The following is an 18414-nucleotide window of genomic DNA, read 5'->3' on the forward strand; positions in this document are numbered from 1 at the left end:
ACCTCTCTTTTATTGTTCCTTCTTATTCAGTTCTTGAATATGGATAAATACATGAATTCCTCTCCAAGTCAAAAATAAATAATTTTCTTCTGGTAAATAAATAAAAAATGATGTATTATAATTTCAGATATTAATTAATCTTATTTGGATAATCGGAATTGAGGAGGGAAATATATGATTGGTTATGTATTTTTAAATCTTGCTATTATGCTCGTACTTTTAGGCGTTTTATTTTATATGAATAAGAAACATGTTTCTTTTACAAAAAGGGTCTTTACTGGACTTGGATTAGGGATTGTATTCGGACTTCTTTTGCAGTATTTCTATGAACCTCAGTCAGAAGCGATTGTTAAATCAGTCGATTGGTTTAACATTGTAGGTTCTGGATATGTTAAGTTTCTGCAAATGATTGTTATGCCGCTTGTTTTCATCTCTATCTTGTCAGCCTTTACAAGGTTGAAACTAACTAGCAATATTGGAAAGATCAGTGTCCTGATTATCGGGATCTTGCTTGGAACGACTGCGATTGCAGCAGCCGTGGGGATTACATCCGCAACTGTGTTCAATTTAGAAGCCGTTCAAATTGAGCAAGGAGATGCAGAGTTAAGCCGTGGGGATCAAATAACGGAAACATACGGTACCATTCAAGATAAAACGATGCCGCAACAAATCCTTGAATTGATTCCGTCAAATCCGTTTCAGGATTTAACGGGAGCCCGTCCGACTTCAACTATTTCTGTTGTGATTTTTGCTGCATTTCTTGGGATTGCCTATTTAGGGGTCAAAAGGAAGCAGCCTGAACATGCTGAGTTTTTTGCTAAAATAGTAGATACATTGCACAGCATCATCATGCGCGTGGTAACGTTAATTCTACGTTTAACGCCTTATGGAATCTTGGCTATCATGACTAAGACGGTAGCGACAAGTGATCTGGACGCTATCCTGAAATTAGGAAAATTCGTGGGAGCCTCTTATGTCGCCCTAATTGTCATGTTCTTGATTCATTTGTTATTGTTGACGCTTGCCGGATTGAATCCAGTTGTATATTTGAGAAAAGCTTTCCCAGTATTATCGTTTGCCTTCACTTCAAGAACAAGTGCGGGTGCTCTGCCATTGAACATCCAAACACAGAAACAATTAGGAGTGTCTGAAGGAATTGCCAACTTTGCTGGATCCTTCGGTTTGTCGATTGGTCAAAACGGCTGTGCCGGCATCTATCCGGCCATGTTAGCCGTCATGATCGCTCCAACAGTGGGTATTGACCCTCTAACACCATCCTTTATTGCCATGTTAATTGCCATTGTAGCCATTAGCTCTTTCGGAGTTGCTGGCGTAGGTGGAGGAGCAACTTTTGCTGCTATTCTAGTATTGTCAGCAATGAACTTGCCAATTGCCTTGGCAGGACTTTTGATTTCCGTTGAGCCATTGATCGATATGGGAAGAACGGCTGTGAATGTCAGCGGAAGCATGACTTCAGGTATTCTAACAAGTAAAATAACGGGTGACCTGGATAAGGAAAAATTCAGCGAAGAATCATCATTGAAAATAGAAGCTGAAATGTAAAAGCAAAAGCACCAATCTTCTTATTTCTTGAAGATTGGTGCTTTTTTCATTGGCTGTATAATGATTTTACTTAAGAAGCCTATATAAAATGCCACTGTAAGATATACGTATCTTACAGTGGCATTTTTCTTGTAAACGGATCAAGGCATTTTCTCAAAAGACCTATAGATCCGTATTTTTTATTTCTTTTTTTATTTGTCTCCCTGCATAATGATTGATCTGATAGGCTGATAGTGCTTGGAACATATACTGTATCGAAACATACACCCCACATGCAAGGAGTATTCCTGCTAGTACATCTAAAACAGCATGCTGTTTCGTAAATAGCGTGGATAAGATAATCAGTGTTCCAAATGCAGTGACACTAGCAAACTCCCATTTATGCTGGTCTTTCCGTTTATACACAACGATCATCATAATAAATGTTGTCAGTACATGAATACTAGGTAAACAGTTAACAGGTTGATCATGACTATAAACAAGTCGAACTAAATTGGCAAAGATATCGTTCCCCACCACTTCTGGACGTGGTACGGTCGTTTGCCAAAAACAATATACAATAAAACAGAGAAGTTTTCCGCTAATCAAACTACCTAATGCAACAAAATAATGCTTGCGGTCAACAAAACAGTAATAAATCATCAATCCATATATATACGGATACCAAAGTAAATAAGGAACGACAAATTCTTTAATAAAGGGAATCTCTCCATCTATTATAGTCGTAACATTGACAGCATGACCTGTTGATTGATTGATGATCGAGTAAATAGAACTAGTAAGTACCAAAAGTAATAAATAACATAATGGGTGAAAAGAGAAAAGAGTATTGTTTTTCATAGTTCGCTCCGACTTTCAATAAATTAGTTATTTTCCAAAGATTATTATACAACATTTAGCACTCAATTGGACTCATAACATGCTAGATTTAATGATTCCCAGGAACTATTAAATGGATATCTTTGACTCTTTCTAATAATAGACCTTCTCATGATAAAAAAAGCCATGGTATGTTAATATATACCATGGCTTAAATAAGTTGCTTAATCCAACTCTCTCATTCGTTCGATAATACTTTTCTTGACCATATGAAACTGGAACTGTACCTATAAGAGAAAAAGGGTTATCCATCCCTCTTCCTTCTAGATTTTATTAAAGCGTCTTTTCCATACATAAGTTAAGGTAATAAAGAAGTAGATGCTAAGTGTCATAATCGTTACGATGATGGATGTAGTGAAAATGATTCCAATCAGGATCGTTATTAAAGCGATGATCGCAGCCCAAGTTGTATAAGGGAACCATTTAACCGAATAGGCACTTGTTTTTTCAGGATTTTTTTTACGTGATTTCAGATGAGCTATAGCTATGATTAACCAGATAAATAATACGGTATATCCCAGCGATCCCATTAGGAAATCGAAGGTCTTGCTTCCAGCAAATAAGGAAATCAGTACACCGCCATATAAAGCTGAAGTACACATTAATATTGCATAAACAGGAACTTTCTTCTTGGATAAACGTGAAAAGATTTTCGGAATGCGACCGTCCACGGCTTGTGTATACAAAACGCGAGATGAACCATACAGTCCAGAGTTCATCGATGAAATGATTGCTAGTAGAACAACTGCGTTCATAATATGGTCGGCACCTGGAATCCCTATCATTTGAAAGACCATCACAAACGGACTTTCAGGCACCCCGTTTACTTCGTTCCAAGGAATTAAACTAACGATGATGAAAAATGGAATGATATAGAAGGAAATGATCCTGACCAATGTACTGCGAACGGCTTTTGGAACCACTTTTTCGGGATTTTTCGTTTCAGCTAACGTGACCCCAATAATTTCAGTACCACCATATGAATAGATCACAACAAGCATCGCAGTGATTAAACCTGTTGATCCATTCGGAAAGAAACCACCATGGTCAGTCAAGTTAGAGAAACCGACGGCTGTATGATCACCAAAAGTTACGAGCAGTAACAATAATCCAGCCATGATGAACACAATAATGACGGTAATTTTAATTAACGCAAGCCAGTACTCAGTTTCAGCAAAAACCTTTACCGACAGCAAGTTAATCGCTGTAACTAACACAGAAACAGCTAATGCCAGTATCCAAATTGGATATCCAGGCAGCCAATATTGAATGAAAATCGCTGCAACGACGGATTCTGCCGTTATGTTCAATACCCACATTTTCCAATAAATCCAATCTAGAAAATAGGCAGGATACTTTCCTAGGATCGATTGAACTAAGTCCCTGAATGTTCTTGCACCGCTATTGCGGACCGCCATTTCAGCTAAACCTTGCATAATGAATAATAAGATGATTCCACCAATTAAGTACGCAATAATTACGGATGGGCCTGCCATATCAATGGCTGAACTGCTTCCTTTGAATAAACCTGCTCCAATAGCACCGCCTAATGCCATCATCGTAATATGCCGTGAAGTCATTGTCCTCTGTAAATTTCGTTTGTCCGTTTCCATATCATTACCTCCCAAAATCAAAAAAGGCATATCGTCTCTTCCTTCATAATCAAATGAAGAAAGAGACGATATGCCTTATGCTTACCGCGGTACCACTCTTATTGGTTCTTTTGAACCCTGCTTTAAAAACCTTGTAACGAAGGTTAATCGTTAAAACAAAGAGAATAGGTTTGATCTAATCTTTTGCTTTACCACTCCCAGGCAAGTTCAAAGTATTATTGGACTGCGTTACACCACCCCGCAGCTCTCTTTACCGAATAATTTGCTTTTACTACTCCTGATCTTTGCGTTTTGAAAATTATATCTGAATATTTTTAATAATATCCAATACTATACGGATTCGATGTAAATTTGTCAATAATTTTTTTAGAATAACATTTTAAAAGAAACAAATCTTAGTGAATTGTGGTGAACTTGCTATATAAAATCAGTAAAATACTATTTAAAATTAAGTATGATGTATGTCCACTGGAGAACTGCTGTTTCAGGATTTATTGATTCTGTCTCTTATAAGTATAATAGAGTTAAAAGTGAAAGAGGGTTATTCAAGATGATTAGTCATGAACCTAAAGAGTTATTAAAAACTCTTCTAAATGATTATAAAATGCCTGCAGCATCATTAAGTAAAATTACCGGAATATCTGAACAAGTTCTTTTAGATTTTACAAATGGTCATAATATTCATTCTTCGATAACTCAAACAGAAATGACGGACCTAATAGATTTAGTGGGCCTTTTAGTCATAGGGATTCCTTCAACCGATGCAAATGAAAGGGTCTCCGCTATAACTCAAGCACTGAACAATGAATTTGGTATACCAGTAGAGACGATCTCCTTATTCTCTAATCTTGAGTGTGAAGATATCGAAAAATTCATGAAAGAAAATGATTCTCTTTCAATCGAGAAAAGATACAAACTTGCAGTAACAGTCCTTTTTTTGCATTATATATTTAAATGATTTGTTCTTAACTTTATCCTAATTCTTCCGAAAAGAGGATATACCGCAGAATAGTTAGGGGCACCCTCTTTTCTTTATTAAAATTAGCAAATCATTAGCTCATTTAGTAAGTATGATACTCAGAAACCAGTAAAGCCTCCAAATACATAATTTGTTAGGAAAGAAGTCATGTTAGTCATCCAATCAAAAAACAAGAAAACACCCATAACAATCGTGAAATATCCGCCAATTTTAGTGAAGTTATGATTATACTTCCTTATCCAGCCTGATTTTCCGATAAAAAATGACATGATAAAGAAAGGTATTGAAAATCCAAGGATATAAGCAATCATATATAATAAACCTTGTCCCGTATATAACCCAAGGGTCATTACGGCACCTAATATCGGACCCACACAAGGAGTCCATCCAGCTGCATATCCTATTCCGATCAAAACAGAACCTAGATAGCCAGATGGACGGCTTTTAAAGGTTATTTTCCTATCCATCATTAAAAATTTCGGCTGAAAAACTCCGACAATGATTAGTCCAAACATAACGATTAAAATGGCTCCTGCTTGTCTAATAAAATCAATATATTCATAAAACAGTTCATAAAAAAACGATGTCGAAAGCCCTAGCACCACAAAAATGATTGAAAATCCGACCAAAAAGAAAAAGGTATGAAACAGTGCCTTACGATTTAATTTGTTACTTTCTTCTTTTAACTCACTAACTGAAAAACCTGTAATATAAGATAAAAAAGCAGGATATAAAGGCAAACAACATGGAGATATAAAAGAAAGTATTCCTGCGCTAAATGCTAAAAAGATATTTAAATCTACCAATCTATTTTCCTCCGCTTCTAAATTTCCCTAATACTCACCTCAAGTGTTAAAACTCCGTCCCTAACCATGATGCAAGAACCATTAAAACCCCAACGACGACCACAACAACCGGTCCAACAACAATTAAGCCAAATAACAAAGATACTATAGCATCAATAAAGGTACGAACTGGTCCTACCTTCTCTTTTTTATTCGCTTGCTCCGTTAATAAGTCTTCAAGATGACCGACTTTTTTCTTCAATACTTGCAACTCTTGAATCACTTTTGTGTCTTGATCCATTATTTATTCCACTCCCCCTCATTAACAATAAGTGTTAATTCTATCATTTGCATCCATTTTTAAAAAGTAAAAGTGAGGATTTTCCAAACCTCGAAACCAACTCTATCTATCTATTTCCATCCATAAAAATAAAATCTATTTTTTCAAAAACTGTCATCAATGTTACAATAACAAAGTTGAAATTAAACCAATCTATAGAACACGTGAGGTATCATACTTTTTATGAAAGCACTACGATTATTAAAAAGTTTTAACTTTTTATATTTTGGACTGCTTGCCATTTTCATTCCGTTTCTCCCAGTCTATCTGGCTGATCAAGGTTTGCGTCCAGCCCAAATCGGATTCATCATTGGTACAGGAGGTTTTGTCACCCTCATTACCCAGCCTTTATGGGGAATGATCAGCGACAAAACGAGGACTATACGTAAAGTCCTGTTGTTACTTATCTTTTTCTCGAGCGTAATCGGATATTTTCTATATGACTCAAGCAGTTATCTTCAACTCATCCTGTTTGCCATGCTGCTTTATTTCTTTCTGATGCCGATTGATCCCCTGACGGAAAGCCTCAACTTTACCATTGCGGAGAAATCTGGGATCAGTTACGGTTCCATCCGGACATATGGTGCATTGGGTTATGCGGTCATCTCACTGATCACTGGCTATGTTATGTCATATTTCGGAGCAAACAGCCTGGCCTTACTTTTTGCCGTCATAGGTTTGATCAGTTTTATTGTCAGCTGGATGATGCCTGATGCACCCGTTTCAGGGAAACCTGTCTCCTTAAAGAGCCTTAAGCATTTTTTCAGTAATAAAGAGACTCTTCTTTTCTTGTTATTGGTCTTTATCTGTGCTGTTCCAGCAAGGATGAATGATACTTTCCTCGGAGTATATATCCGTGAACTTGGAGGAAGTGCCAAGCTTGTAGGCTTGACCTGGTTCTTAGCAGCAGGAAGTGAAATTGTTGTTTTCGCCTTAAGCTTCTGGTGGCTGCGTAAAGGTAAGGAAATCATTATTATTTCGTTCGCAGCTGCGTTTTTCTTTATTCGTTACTTCGTCTCTGCCTGGATTACCGATCCACATCTATTAGCTTATTTGCAAGTCATGCAGCTATTGACTTTCCCGATCTTCTACTCTGCTGCCATTCAGTACCTGTATCGGATTGTTCCGGTGGAGTGGCGTGCCACAGGCCAGACCGTACTGGCGCTATTGTTCTTTGGAGTTTCGGGAATCATTGCTTCTTATATAGGCGGAGCAATATATGGGGCTTTCGGAGGCAAGACTCTTTACCTGTTCATCTCCTCCATCTCCTTTATAGGAATGGTATTTGCCTTGGTTCTTTATCGGATATATGGCAAGAGGCTCGATACTGCAGAGGAAGCTGTATAATCTGAAAACATAACTGTATAAAAAAGAGCATGTTTTGATTAAACTTAATCAAAACATGCTCTTTTTGCATTTAAATGAAGTTCCCATTAACGATATAAGGAGACAACCGTTATCATTAGCATGGAGAAACAAATTAGGGAGTACTTGTTTTGTTCGGCTTGTCTGTCATTTTTATAAATCCCTGAAAATTGAAGCCGGTTTTTCAATATCACTGTTCTTCTTGAACGAGCGAATGTTTAAATGCGTAAATCACAGCTTGAGTGCGGTCCTGCACCGCAAGCTTACTTAATATATTGCTGACATGTACTTTGGCTGTTTTCAGGGCTATGTATAGTTCATCCGCAATTTCCTGATTCGTTTTCCCTTGTGTCATCAACAGCAAAATTTCCATTTCACGATTTGTCAATTGTTCATGAAGCTGAGTTTTCTGCGGGCGACGTAACTTTTCCATCATTTTCCCAGTCACTTCCGGTTCAAGTACACTTTGCCCTTGAAAGGTGGAACGAACGGCTCTCGCAATTTCGCTGGCCTTTGATGTTTTCAACATATAGCTTGTCGCACCGGCTTCCAATGCCGGATATACTTTTTCGTCATCCAGGAAGCTTGTCACAATGATGATTTTTGCTTCAGGCCATTTTTCAATAATTCGCTTAGTCGCTTCTATGCCGTCCATTTCTGGCATGACCAAATCCATCAAAATGATATCTGGACGCAACTCCATTGCCAGTTCAACAGCCTTCAAACCATTGTCCGCTTCACCAATCACTTCGATATCTGCTTGTGCGGATAAATAGGCAGACACCCCTATTCTTACCATTTCATGGTCATCGACAAATAATACTTTAATCATCATGATCACCTCCAGTATTTAATAATGGGATTTTCACTTCAAGTTGTGTTCCTTTATTAGGAACACTTACCAGTTTCATCGTTCCGCCTAATTCAACAGCCCGTTCATGCATGTTTTGCAGACCATATGATCCGGTTTTCGATTCCTCGACGTTAAAGCCGATGCCATCATCTGTAATCCGTAAAATGATCAACCCATCACGAACGATCAATAGCACTTCAAGCGAGTTCGCTTTTGCATGTCTTAGTGTATTGGAAATCGATTCTTGTAAAATCCGAAACAGATGGTCCTCAATCCCCTTATCCAGAGTAACGGGCTCCATCTTCCAATTTATATCCATCGTCACTTTTTGGGCCAATTCCTCAAGGAGCTCCTTCATTCCTTCCTGCAATGATTTTCCCTTTAACGCGACGGGTCTCAGGTGCAGCAATAAAGCCCTCATTTCGAGCTGTGATTGATGGATCATCTCTTCCACTACCTTGAATTGTTTCATTTCCGTTTTTTCCATATTAGATTGTGACTCTGTAATGGCCGACATGAACATCGAAGCGGCAAACAATTGCTGGCTCACTGAATCATGCAGTTCCCGCGCCAAACGGTTTCGTTCCTGTGAAACAATTTCCTGGATCTGTTTCTCCTGATCAATGGCCTTTTCATTCGCCATTTTTTGAGATAATTTTGTCTGCTCATTGATATGCTTATGGATCTGATTCATCCGTTCAACCATTTTAGCCATCTCTTGGACTGGATACATTTCCTGTTGCGAAGGTAAGCGGCCTTGTTCAAGTAAATAAAGCCCTTCATCCATCCTTTGCAGCTGCCTCTTCCAAAACATCCCTGAAACGACTCCATAGATCAGCCCTACCGTAATGACCAGACTTGGCAGGAATATGACGAAGGGTAACCCCATGACCACTTTATCCCACAATAATCTCCAGTCAGATAAAGGAAAAACAAAGAAAACCGCTGCCGGCAAGGCAAGGGAAAGAACGAAAGAAACACAAAGGGCACTCAATATCTGACGTGTCAGTATACTCATACCCGCTTCACCTCTAAATCCCCAACTAAGATAGAAGTGATGATATGAACCTTTTGATCCGTTTCATTGAACCCTTCCGTTTGATATGAATAGATTTGATTAAATACCCTGGATTCAGGCTTATTTTCAAAAATCCGTGCTCTACCTGCAATGACCGAATGATGGACTCTGATTTCAATACCATACGGTACTAGTATTGTGATATTACCAACTATATTTCTGATGGAAATGACAGCGTCGTCTTTCGGTAAAATCGTCCGGCTTAAATCAATAACTGTATCACCGACCCCACCCTGAACATTTACGGAATTCCATTCATATACATGTTCGGCCGTTTGTTGATGACCGAACAACCTATTTTGAAATAGATAATTGGTTTTCAATAATCGCTCTTTATTGATCCGTTCTTCGTCAAACCCCTCATTGGTTAAAACGGGATTGATCCAATCAGGATTTTTTTTCGATTGATAATAAAGAAGTAATAGATAAATAAGAATTGCTATTAGGAAAAATCTAAAGACGAACATATTCAGAACAGTAATAATAAGAGATATTATTCCTATATAAAAAAGGATTTTCCCAATTGTCCGTTTTAAAAATTTCCTTCCTAAATAGATAAGTCCAATTGAAAATGCTAGGGAAAAAAAGAGACCTCCACCCTTAAATGAAATCTCTAAAATAAGCAGGACGATTCCGATGAGAAAGATCCAACCCATATAATCCGTTTTCATTTTGTTCAACATCGGTTCGCCTCCTCTGTAAGTTATCATGATATTCTTAAAAGGCACAGGAACCCGTGCCTTTTAAGAATACCATGAATTTATCACGTTATAACAGACTGTTTTCCCCCACCTTCGATTCCAAGTAGTTGGGGGATAACAGCAAAGCTTTAATAAGAAATCGACTATGCTTCTTTCTGTTCCATTTCCTTTTCAAGCTGGACAATCCTGGCATCGATAGTATGTCGATTATAATCTGAATGGACTTGATTCTCAATACGATCGATATATTGCTCCATTTCATCAAACATCGCTATCGGTTTGGCATCGGAGCTACCAGCATTCAAAACCCGATTGATCCGGTGGTTTGCCCGGGCAATATTCTCCCTGCCCATCAGTTCCATTCTCTTAAGATGCATATCCTTGAGCTTATGCTTCATTTCTTCATATTTCCGCTCCAGTTCATCTAACTGAACTTCTGCACTTTTTTGCGCTTCCTTCAAACTTAGCGCCCGATCTTCATAGTGCAGGTTTTCCTTTAAGGCGAATTCCATTAAATCAATTTCTCCAGCCTGCTTAGCAATTTCAGCCTGATGTTTACGCTTTTCAGCTAGATTTTGCGCTTGACTATATTCACGAGTGAACTCTTCTTTCAGTAGATATTGACGTTCAACCAGCTTTCCGACCTTCTCTGCCTCCTGCTCACATTGACGCAGATATTGATTTAACATTCCAATTGGATTTTTTTGCTCCTTTTTATCCAACAAGTCGTGAAAATCCGCTGAAATCGTTTGTTTCATTCTTGAAAATAGATTACTCATTCCAATTCCATCCCTTCTCCTAGTTTTTATTTAACTCTTTCCACTCTCTTTCAAAATTCGAGAATGGGTCTGTTTCTTTCGATACAATTTCATCATTTTTATTCCATTTTTTATAGACGAGGTAAAGAACGTAAGCTGCTACCAGACCTAATATCGCTGGGATATGAGAAACAGCAACTATTAGCACGATAAGGGAGATTGATCCCCAGGCAATTTTGGCTCCTGTCGATTCGGACTTCATGAACTGTTTGAATCCAAAATATAGAATAGCTAAGCAAATCGCCAAGCTGATTAATGGACCCACATTCGCTAGCAAGATAAATAATGCGATCAGCCCTACAATAAATAAACCAAATTTCTTCATTGTTTTCGTCCTCCTTTCCTTGTTTCTATCTTATCTAGTTTTGCAAGTTCGTATAATGAGCCTTAGCTATATTTTTAAGTAAGACTTAAGGCGTAGTGGTACTAAGCCTCACACTAACGAGGGCGTTTTGTTCCTGAATTTGAGAGGTTTACTCGTGAATTTGGGCGTTTTACTCGTGAGTTGGGCGTTTTACTCGTGACTTTGGGCGTTTTACTCGTGAGTTTGGCTGCTTTACTCGTGAGTTTGAGAGGTTTACTCGTGAATTGGGCGTTTTACTCGTGAGTTTGAGAGGTTTACTCGTGAATTGGGCGTTTTACTCGTGAGTTTGATTGCTTTACTCGTGAGTTTGAGAGGTTTACTCGTGAATTGGGCGTTTTACTCGTGAGTTTGGGCGTTTTACTCGTGAGTTTGAGAGGTTACTCGTGAGTTTGGCTGCTTTACTCGTGAATTCAGTCGTTTTACTCGTGAATTCAGCTGGTTTTGGTTATAAGTGGTTGTATAAGAAGTTTTCCGATAAGAGGTGTGTAGTGGGAAAGCCTTTAAAGTAGTTGTAAAACCTTGATTAAATAAAATAAAATCTTCCGACTGTATAAAACCGGAAGATTACTTGACATGCATGCTTTTAGTAAAATATATATTCATTGCTTATTGTCTAAAAATAAAGTTATAGATAAAGACCTTCGACGTAAACAGACGTGATGGTTTTAGCAATTTCTTCGACAGAACTCTGATGTTCGTTTCGGACAATTTCCCAAAGATACATTTCATTTGCGAAAAACCAACCTCTTGCAACAAGCTCATGGTTTAATTCAGCTCTTGCTAGCCCATTTTGCTGTGCATAGGCAACGTCCTTAGAAATTCGCTGTATAAACTTTACACGGATTGCCTTCCATTTATCTGAGATAACAGTTGAAATCCCAATAGCCTGCTCGAAAACTTGCATCATATTGCGTTCAGCTTCTGCCATTTTTAAAAAAGCATTAGCTTGTTTATTTATAATACGCTCTGCTTCGTCCTTCGATTTTGGAAAGAAAGAGGTCTCGGCAATTTCATAAAATTGCTCCATAACATTCTCCATTAATACAATTAAAAGATCCTCTTTTCCTTTAAAATGAACATAGGCCGTTCCATACCCGATGTTTGCCTTTTTGATCATTTGGGAAATAACCGCAGCTTGAAAACCTTCTTCAAGAAATATTTCCTTTGCAGCTTCTAATAACTTTTGACGTGTCATAATTGAGCGCAAATGTCGTTTATCCCCTACTTTACCATTATCCATGCCTATTCCTCCCCTTATCTTCTAGCATAAAGGATTTCAATAAAAATAAAAAACATTTGAATAATTTAATGTTTATAATTTTCTGAATTAACTTATTGACATCGTGTCATATTCTTTGGTACGATTCTCCTAGAATTATAAGAAAAATAGAATAAGGGAGGATAATTATGCTTTCAAACGGCTTTCAAGATTACGCAAAACAAATGGATAAAGAAGATACCCTTCGTTGTTATCGTGAAGAGTTTTATTTAAAGCCAAATTCCATCTATATGGATGGAAACTCATTGGGGCTTCTTTCGAAAAGAGCTGAACGTACTCTTTTGGAATCTTTAGAAGATTGGAAAGAACATGGGATTGATGGATGGACACAAGGGAATCACCCATGGTTTTTCATGGCAGAGAAATTGGGCGCGAAGATTGCCCAATTAGTGGGAGCTTCTCCTGAGGAAGTTATTGTAACCGGCTCGACAACTGTAAATCTGCATCAACTTGTAGCTACTTTTTATAAGCCTGAAGGAATGCGCACAAAAATTTTAGCAGATGAATTAACCTTTCCGACTGATATTTATGCTCTTCAAAGTCAGCTGCGTACACATGGATACGATCCGGAAACCGATCTCATCCGTGTGAAAAGTCGCGATGGAAGATTTCTTGAAGAGGATGATATTATCGAAGCAATGACCGATGATATTGCTTTAATCGTCTTGCCAACAGTACTGTACCGCAGCGGTCAAATATTGGATATGAAACGATTAACTGATGAAGCTCATAAAAGAGGAATATTAATTGGATTTGACGGATGTCATTCTATTGGTGCGATCCCGCATTCATTCAGTGAATGGGGTGTGGATTTTGCGTATTGGTGCAATTATAAACATTTAAATGGCGGTCCTGGCGGTGTTGGCGGCTTATATGTAAATCGAAAACATTTTGGAACGATGCCTGGATTGGCTGGATGGTTCGGGTCTAGAAAAGATAAACAATTCGATATGAAACATACATTAACACCAGCTGAATCAGCAGGCGCTTATCAAATTGGAACGCCACATGTATTAAGTTGTGCACCTTTGATTGGGTCATTAGAAATGTTTATAGAAGCTGGTATAGAGAATATTAGGGAAAAATCTCTTAAAATTAATCAATATTTAATAGACTTAATCGAACTCGAGTTGAAAGACCTGGGGTTTTTCATTGGAACTCCTAGAGAAGACGTACGTCGCGGAGGTCATGTGAGCCTCGAGCATAAAGAAGCTGCACGCATTTGTAAGGCATTGAAAGAAAACGGTGTGATTCCGGATTTTCGAGCACCAAACATCATTCGTCTTGCTCCAGTTGCACTCTATACTTCCTTCGCAGAAGTTTGGGAAGTGGTACAAATTCTCAAAAAAATCATGACAGAAAAACAATATGAAAAATTCAAGAATGAACGTGAAGTAGTTGCATAACGTGAATTCCGCCAGAGGAGTCTTCATCCCTCTAATGGTTAGTGTCGAATCAGTCGGTTATTATAGGCGGTTAGCCTGCGCTTAAAGAAGTGGGAACTCACTGCCCATTAGGGTAGGATAAAGTCTTTTTGAAAAAAAAGGGGATGAACTATGGAGAACAAAAATACTCAATTGAACTTTAAAGATGGGCCAGAGAAAGGGTTAAAACGTGATTTAGAAACAAATCAGCTTTCCATGATCGCGATGGGCTGTGCCATCGGGACAGGGCTATTCCTTGGCAGCGGGCTTGCCATTCAAGCGGCAGGGCCAAGTGTATTGCTCAGCTATGCACTCGGGGCGTTCATTGTTTTGCTGTTGATGGGCTGTTTAGCCGAAATGACGGTTGCCCATCCTACTTCCGGTTCTTTTGGAGCTATTGCTGAAAAGTACATGACTCCTATGGCAGGCTATCTTGTCCGCTATTCCTATTGGATTGGCAATGTTTTGGCTGTTGGGGTTGAAGTAAGTGCAGTCAGCGTGTATATGAAATATTGGTTTCCGACCGTGCCGGGAATCGTATGGATTTTGTTGTTTGCAGGTGTCCTGATTTATGTAAATGCTACCAGCGTGAATACATTCGCTACATTTGAGTATTGGTTCTCCTTTATTAAAATAAGTGCCATTGTTGGTTTTATTCTCCTTGGAGCCTATGTACTATTCGGTTCATCCGAACAGCCACATATAGGACCGGAAAACTTTGTGAATGAAGGCGGTTTTTTCCCATTTGGTTTAAAGGGGATGTGGATAGCCGTATTTATTTCTTTATTCAGCTTTCTTGGAACTGAAATGATAGCGGTTACATCAGGAGAAGCAAAAGATCCAGATGCAGCTGTTCCAAAAGCATTGAAAGCGACTGTCTTCCGTTTATCCACCTTCTATGTGTTGACAATTGGGATCATGTTGATGATCGTTCCGTGGAAAACGGCTGGGATCGAGGAGAGTCCATTCGTAAAAGTGATGGAAATCTTGAACATTCCAGGTGCATCCGGGATCATGAACTTTATTATTTTAACGGCTGCTTTATCTGCCATGAATGCTCAGCTCTATGCTTCAACTCGTATGATGTTTTCATTGGCGCGTGGAAAACATGCACCCAGCTTTTTAGGAAACCTAAACAAAAGAGGCGTTCCGGCAAAAGCACTTGCTGTCTCTACCACTGGGATTTTTATTGCTGCAGGCGTTCATGCGTTACTTCCTGGTTCCTCCTATGCCTTCATGATGGGGATTTCCATGTTCGGTGCTATGTTCACATGGCTTATGATCTTCATTTCTCATTTGTTTTTCAGGGTGAAATGGGAGAAAACAGGCGGACGCAAGTTACCGGTAAGGATGATCGGTTTTCCCTATTTAACGATACTAGGAGCCGTTCTTCTATTTAGCTTAATGATTACGACATGGTTTACAGATTTCAAAATTATGCTTCAATTCGGGATTCCTTGGTTACTATTTTTATCTGTCGCTTATTTTGTTTCGAAAAGAAGAAATATTAATCATAATGTAGTGGAGGAAACTCTGGAAGAGAAGATAGAATAGAATGACGGAAAAAATAGTATGGAGAAATCACAGTTTTTTGAATATGAAAAGTGAGGGGATTGCGGAATGAAGAAAATGGATAACAATGAACAAACAATAACTGGTCTAGAGAAAGAAATTCAAACCGATTTTCAAAAATCGATGTCTTACGGAGATTATCTCCACCTTGATAAGATTTTAACTAGTCAACATAGATGTTCCGATCATCATGATGAAATGCTATTTATCGTTATCCATCAAGCGAGTGAATTATGGATGAAGCTCATTTTACATGAGTTGACAGCAGCAACTGAGTGTATACGCCAAAACAAGTTGGAACCTTCGTTTAAAATGCTGTCGCGCGTTTCGAGAATTCAGCAGCAATTGATTCAGTCATGGAGTGTCCTTTCAACTTTGACACCGGCTGAATACATGGAGTTTAGGGATAAACTAGGACAATCTTCTGGATTCCAATCTTATCAGAATCGTTTGATTGAATTTGCACTAGGTAACAAAAATGTTCATACGCTATCAGTCTATCAACATCAGACAGATCTATACGAGCAAATGCAGCAGGCTCTTCATAAGCCAAGTATTTATGACGCGGCGATTAATGCTCTTGTGGCCCGTGGACTACCTGTTGATCAAGAAGCTATTAATAGGGATTGGTCACAAAAATATGAACCAAATACCAGTGTAGAAGAAGCGTGGCTGACAGTTTACCGCGATGTCGAGCAATATTGGGACTTATATGAGTTGGCCGAGAAGTTAGTGGACATTGGCAATCAACAGCAATTATGGCGTTTTAATCATATGAGTACTGTGGAAAGAATTATTGGTCATAAACAAGGAACTGGTGGATCATCAGGTGTTACGTATTTAAAAAGAGCTCTAGACCAACACTTTTTCCCAGAACTATGGAGCCTAAGAACGAAGCTATAAGAAGAAATTAAGTAGGTTATTCTTTTTGAAAAAGTGGCAAGAAAGCAATAGCCAGATGAGATGGAGGTAAGATGCATGGGTACATGGATTGATATTTCACAACGTCTGGATGAAAATGTCGCAGTCTGGCCTGGAGATACACCTTTCTCATACAAAGTCAATTGGAGTAAAGAGGAAAGTGGATCTGTCAATGTAGGCCAAATCAATATGAGTATACACACTGGTACTCATATTGATGCACCTTTTCATTTTGATAACGATGGAAAAAGAGTGATTGAACTTGATCTCGATTTATATATCGGAAGTGCCCGAGTTATCCATTTACCAAACAAGACAAGTATCGGAGTCAATGAATTATCCAATATAGATCTAGAAGGAGTGACCCGTCTGTTAATTCGCACAGATGCATGGAGGGATCGAAGTGTGTTTCCACAAACTATTCCTCATATCCAACCAGAATTAGCGGCTTATCTTTCAGAACTCGGTGTTCGTCTTATTGGTCTTGATTTACCATCAGTAGATCCATTAGATAGTAAAGAACTGTCTGCCCATCATGAACTTGCTGGGCATGAAATTCACATTTTGGAGGGGCTTGTATTATCTGATGTGTTACCAGGGGATTATGAATTAGCAGCCCTCCCACTTCCATTAGTTGAAGCAGATGGCAGTCCGGTACGTGCTGTGTTGAAAAAATTACCCTAAAAAGAAATAGATTTTCACTAGGTTTAAATAAAAAAAAACAAGCCGAGTCACAAAAATGATTCGGCTTGTTTTTTTTATCTTTTTTAATTAAGGTGCCCATGGAGAATTGCTATTCATCCCCTACTTATAGAAAAGGTTCCCATAACATTATTATCTCCTCCCTTAGTTCGATAAAAAAAATCAAAATCATAGATAGATTTCAGTCCATTCTTTATTTAAGAGGTTATTAATGCTGTGTTTCATAGTTTTTTCACATGATCACAACTACTACTTACAGGAATTCGGCTTACTTATTTACCTCCCCAAACTACGTTCATTTATGTTAAATTAAATGTAACAATTTTTAGAATTTTCATCTTTGAATGGAGGTCCATAAATGGAAAACTTTTATTTGTTTGTGATTACGTGTATTCTTCTCATTATTCTACCTGGTCCAGATACAGCAATAACAACAAGGAATACCGTTACCGTTGGGACAACGGGAGGTTTTAAAACGATGTTTGGTACGTGTTGCGCACTTCTTATTCATACATCAGCTGCAGTGTTTGGCCTTTCAGCAATCATTGTAAAATCCGCTTTATTATTTTCTATTTTCAAATACGTCGGTGCCGTTTACTTGGTATATCTAGGCATCAAGACGTTATGGGGATTAAAAAACAAGGAAGTGGCAGCAACCACTGAAACGGCTGTCAAAAATAAGTATGAAAACCAGTCTTACTTTAAGCAAGGGTTCCTTACCAACCTACTGAATCCTAAAGTGGCAGTTTTCTTCTTAACTTTCTTGCCACAGTTTGTTGATCATGGAACCAATACATTTTTACCGTTTCTTATAATGGGTTTAACGTATACCGTATTAACCTTAGTGTGGTTTGTATTTTATATCTATTTATTGAATCAGATTAGTGCTTTTATGAAAAAGCCTAGAACACAAGCGATTTTTGAAGGAATAACGGGTGCTATACTGATAGGTTTTGGGATAAAACTAGCTCTAGAAAAAGCTCATAATTAATTGGCTGTTTAAGCCCCTTCGTTGATAAAACGAAGGGGCTTTTATTGAAGGATAATTAGATGACTTAGAGATACACTCACTTCAAGTTCTATTTGAAATTTCCCATCTAATGATTACAAAATGCAATCGGCCGTAACGTCGGACAAAAGCGATTGTCTGGCCCTAGAAAATAATCAGCTGTGGATTT

18 protein-coding genes and 1 other annotated feature are annotated in these 18414 nt (G+C 38.3%); of the genes, 8 read left to right on the forward strand and 10 right to left on the reverse strand.

What is annotated here, in order from left to right; all coding sequences use genetic code 11:
• The first annotated feature begins 174 nt into the window (after positions 1-174).
• Entirely contained in the window at positions 175-1563 is a 1389-nt protein-coding gene (locus tag NST21_RS22190) for an L-cystine transporter (RefSeq protein WP_053347509.1), read from the forward strand.
• Positions 1564-1725: 162 nt separating this feature from the next.
• Here the strand turns inward: NST21_RS22190 and NST21_RS22195 are convergent, their stop codons facing one another.
• Positions 1726-2403, reverse strand: coding sequence for a phosphatase PAP2 family protein (locus NST21_RS22195; protein ID WP_056527158.1), 678 nt, complete (start codon positions 2401-2403; stop codon positions 1726-1728).
• A 302-nt stretch (positions 2404-2705) separates the two neighbouring features.
• On the reverse strand, positions 2706-4055 hold the full coding sequence (locus NST21_RS22200; protein ID WP_340891302.1) for an amino acid permease: 1350 nt from the start codon (positions 4053-4055) through the stop codon (positions 2706-2708).
• A 58-nt stretch (positions 4056-4113) separates the two neighbouring features.
• Positions 4114-4349: a binding site (T-box leader), on the reverse strand.
• Between the two features lie 256 nt (positions 4350-4605).
• Between NST21_RS22200 and NST21_RS22205 the strand changes: the two genes are divergently transcribed.
• Entirely contained in the window at positions 4606-5013 is a 408-nt protein-coding gene (locus NST21_RS22205; RefSeq protein ID WP_340891303.1) for an HTH domain-containing protein, read from the forward strand.
• 119 nt (positions 5014-5132) lie between these two features.
• Here NST21_RS22205 and NST21_RS22210 read toward each other — a convergent pair whose 3' ends face one another.
• Positions 5133-5840 (reverse strand): cytochrome c biogenesis CcdA family protein, encoded by a 708-nt coding sequence (locus NST21_RS22210; protein WP_340891304.1) that lies wholly within the window; start codon positions 5838-5840, stop codon positions 5133-5135.
• A 46-nt stretch (positions 5841-5886) separates the two neighbouring features.
• Complete coding sequence (locus NST21_RS22215) at positions 5887-6120, reverse strand: hypothetical protein (protein WP_340891306.1); 234 nt, start codon at positions 6118-6120, stop codon at positions 5887-5889.
• Positions 6121-6342: 222 nt separating this feature from the next.
• On the opposite strand from NST21_RS22215, the gene NST21_RS22220 reads away from it, so the two are divergent.
• Positions 6343-7506: an MFS transporter gene (locus NST21_RS22220; RefSeq protein ID WP_340891307.1), complete on the forward strand. Its 1164-nt coding sequence runs from the start codon at positions 6343-6345 to the stop codon at positions 7504-7506.
• 208 nt (positions 7507-7714) lie between these two features.
• On the opposite strand, the gene NST21_RS22225 is transcribed toward NST21_RS22220, so the two are convergent.
• The 6 genes from NST21_RS22225 to NST21_RS22250 all read right to left on the reverse strand — a co-directional run bounded on the left by NST21_RS22225 (position 7715) and on the right by NST21_RS22250 (position 12578).
• Positions 7715-8356 carry a response regulator transcription factor gene (locus NST21_RS22225; RefSeq protein ID WP_056527172.1) on the reverse strand — a complete coding sequence of 214 codons (642 nt, stop codon included), beginning with the start codon at positions 8354-8356 and terminating at the stop codon, positions 7715-7717.
• Complete coding sequence (locus NST21_RS22230; protein WP_340891308.1) at positions 8349-9395, reverse strand: sensor histidine kinase; 1047 nt, start codon at positions 9393-9395, stop codon at positions 8349-8351. The genes NST21_RS22225 and NST21_RS22230 overlap by 8 nt, the downstream gene beginning before the upstream one ends.
• Positions 9392-10138, reverse strand: a complete 747-nt coding sequence (gene liaF / locus NST21_RS22235; protein ID WP_340891309.1) for a cell wall-active antibiotics response protein LiaF — start codon at positions 10136-10138, stop codon at positions 9392-9394. Before liaF ends, NST21_RS22230 begins: the two co-directional genes overlap by 4 nt.
• 161 nt (positions 10139-10299) lie before the next feature.
• Positions 10300-10935: a PspA/IM30 family protein gene (locus NST21_RS22240; protein WP_340891310.1), complete on the reverse strand. Its 636-nt coding sequence runs from the start codon at positions 10933-10935 to the stop codon at positions 10300-10302.
• A 19-nt stretch (positions 10936-10954) separates the two neighbouring features.
• The gene (locus NST21_RS22245; RefSeq protein ID WP_057219870.1) at positions 10955-11299 is read right to left on the reverse strand and encodes a lmo0954 family membrane protein; all 345 of its coding nucleotides are present in this window, start codon (positions 11297-11299) and stop codon (positions 10955-10957) included.
• A 664-nt stretch (positions 11300-11963) separates the two neighbouring features.
• Positions 11964-12578 carry a TetR/AcrR family transcriptional regulator gene (locus NST21_RS22250; RefSeq protein WP_098175631.1) on the reverse strand — a complete coding sequence of 205 codons (615 nt, stop codon included), beginning with the start codon at positions 12576-12578 and terminating at the stop codon, positions 11964-11966.
• Between the two features lie 167 nt (positions 12579-12745).
• Here NST21_RS22250 and kynU point away from each other — a divergent pair, with 167 nt between their 5' ends.
• The 5 genes from kynU to NST21_RS22275 all read left to right on the forward strand — a co-directional run bounded on the left by kynU (position 12746) and on the right by NST21_RS22275 (position 18227).
• Entirely contained in the window at positions 12746-14023 is a 1278-nt protein-coding gene (kynU, locus tag NST21_RS22255) for a kynureninase (protein ID WP_340891316.1), read from the forward strand.
• A 150-nt stretch (positions 14024-14173) separates the two neighbouring features.
• Positions 14174-15595, forward strand: a complete 1422-nt coding sequence (locus NST21_RS22260) for an amino acid permease (RefSeq protein WP_340891317.1) — start codon at positions 14174-14176, stop codon at positions 15593-15595.
• 75 nt (positions 15596-15670) lie between these two features.
• A complete protein-coding gene (kynA, locus tag NST21_RS22265; protein WP_377377735.1) occupies positions 15671-16516 on the forward strand; it encodes a tryptophan 2,3-dioxygenase in 846 nt (281 codons plus the stop codon).
• A gap of 75 nt (positions 16517-16591) precedes the next feature.
• Positions 16592-17218, forward strand: coding sequence for an arylformamidase (gene kynB / locus NST21_RS22270; protein WP_340891320.1), 627 nt, complete (start codon positions 16592-16594; stop codon positions 17216-17218).
• A 376-nt stretch (positions 17219-17594) separates the two neighbouring features.
• On the forward strand, positions 17595-18227 hold the full coding sequence (locus NST21_RS22275) for a LysE family translocator (protein ID WP_201186453.1): 633 nt from the start codon (positions 17595-17597) through the stop codon (positions 18225-18227).
• The last annotated feature ends 187 nt before the right edge of the window (positions 18228-18414 follow it).

Origin of the sequence: Peribacillus sp. FSL K6-1552 (assembly GCF_038005205.1) — a bacterium.
Taxonomy (GTDB): domain Bacteria; phylum Bacillota; class Bacilli; order Bacillales; family DSM-1321; genus Peribacillus; species Peribacillus butanolivorans.

Bases quoted from the DNA above. Each gene is read 5' to 3' on its own strand.
- NST21_RS22190 (WP_053347509.1), top strand. From the start codon at position 175: ATGATTGGTTATGTATTTTTAAATCTTGCTATTATGCTCGTACTTTTA.
- NST21_RS22195 (WP_056527158.1), bottom strand. From the start codon at position 2,403: ATGAAAAACAATACTCTTTTCTCTTTTCACCCATTATGTTATTTATTA.
- NST21_RS22200 (WP_340891302.1), bottom strand. From the start codon at position 4,055: ATGGAAACGGACAAACGAAATTTACAGAGGACAATGACTTCACGGCAT.
- NST21_RS22205 (WP_340891303.1), top strand. From the start codon at position 4,606: ATGATTAGTCATGAACCTAAAGAGTTATTAAAAACTCTTCTAAATGAT.
- NST21_RS22215 (WP_340891306.1), bottom strand. From the start codon at position 6,120: ATGGATCAAGACACAAAAGTGATTCAAGAGTTGCAAGTATTGAAGAAA.
- NST21_RS22220 (WP_340891307.1), top strand. From the start codon at position 6,343: ATGAAAGCACTACGATTATTAAAAAGTTTTAACTTTTTATATTTTGGA.
- NST21_RS22225 (WP_056527172.1), bottom strand. From the start codon at position 8,356: ATGATTAAAGTATTATTTGTCGATGACCATGAAATGGTAAGAATAGGG.
- NST21_RS22230 (WP_340891308.1), bottom strand. From the start codon at position 9,395: ATGAGTATACTGACACGTCAGATATTGAGTGCCCTTTGTGTTTCTTTC.
- liaF (WP_340891309.1), bottom strand. From the start codon at position 10,138: ATGTTGAACAAAATGAAAACGGATTATATGGGTTGGATCTTTCTCATC.
- NST21_RS22240 (WP_340891310.1), bottom strand. From the start codon at position 10,935: ATGAGTAATCTATTTTCAAGAATGAAACAAACGATTTCAGCGGATTTT.
- NST21_RS22245 (WP_057219870.1), bottom strand. From the start codon at position 11,299: ATGAAGAAATTTGGTTTATTTATTGTAGGGCTGATCGCATTATTTATC.
- NST21_RS22250 (WP_098175631.1), bottom strand. From the start codon at position 12,578: ATGGATAATGGTAAAGTAGGGGATAAACGACATTTGCGCTCAATTATG.
- kynU (WP_340891316.1), top strand. From the start codon at position 12,746: ATGCTTTCAAACGGCTTTCAAGATTACGCAAAACAAATGGATAAAGAA.
- NST21_RS22260 (WP_340891317.1), top strand. From the start codon at position 14,174: ATGGAGAACAAAAATACTCAATTGAACTTTAAAGATGGGCCAGAGAAA.
- kynA (WP_377377735.1), top strand. From the start codon at position 15,671: ATGGATAACAATGAACAAACAATAACTGGTCTAGAGAAAGAAATTCAA.
- kynB (WP_340891320.1), top strand. From the start codon at position 16,592: ATGGGTACATGGATTGATATTTCACAACGTCTGGATGAAAATGTCGCA.
- NST21_RS22275 (WP_201186453.1), top strand. From the start codon at position 17,595: ATGGAAAACTTTTATTTGTTTGTGATTACGTGTATTCTTCTCATTATT.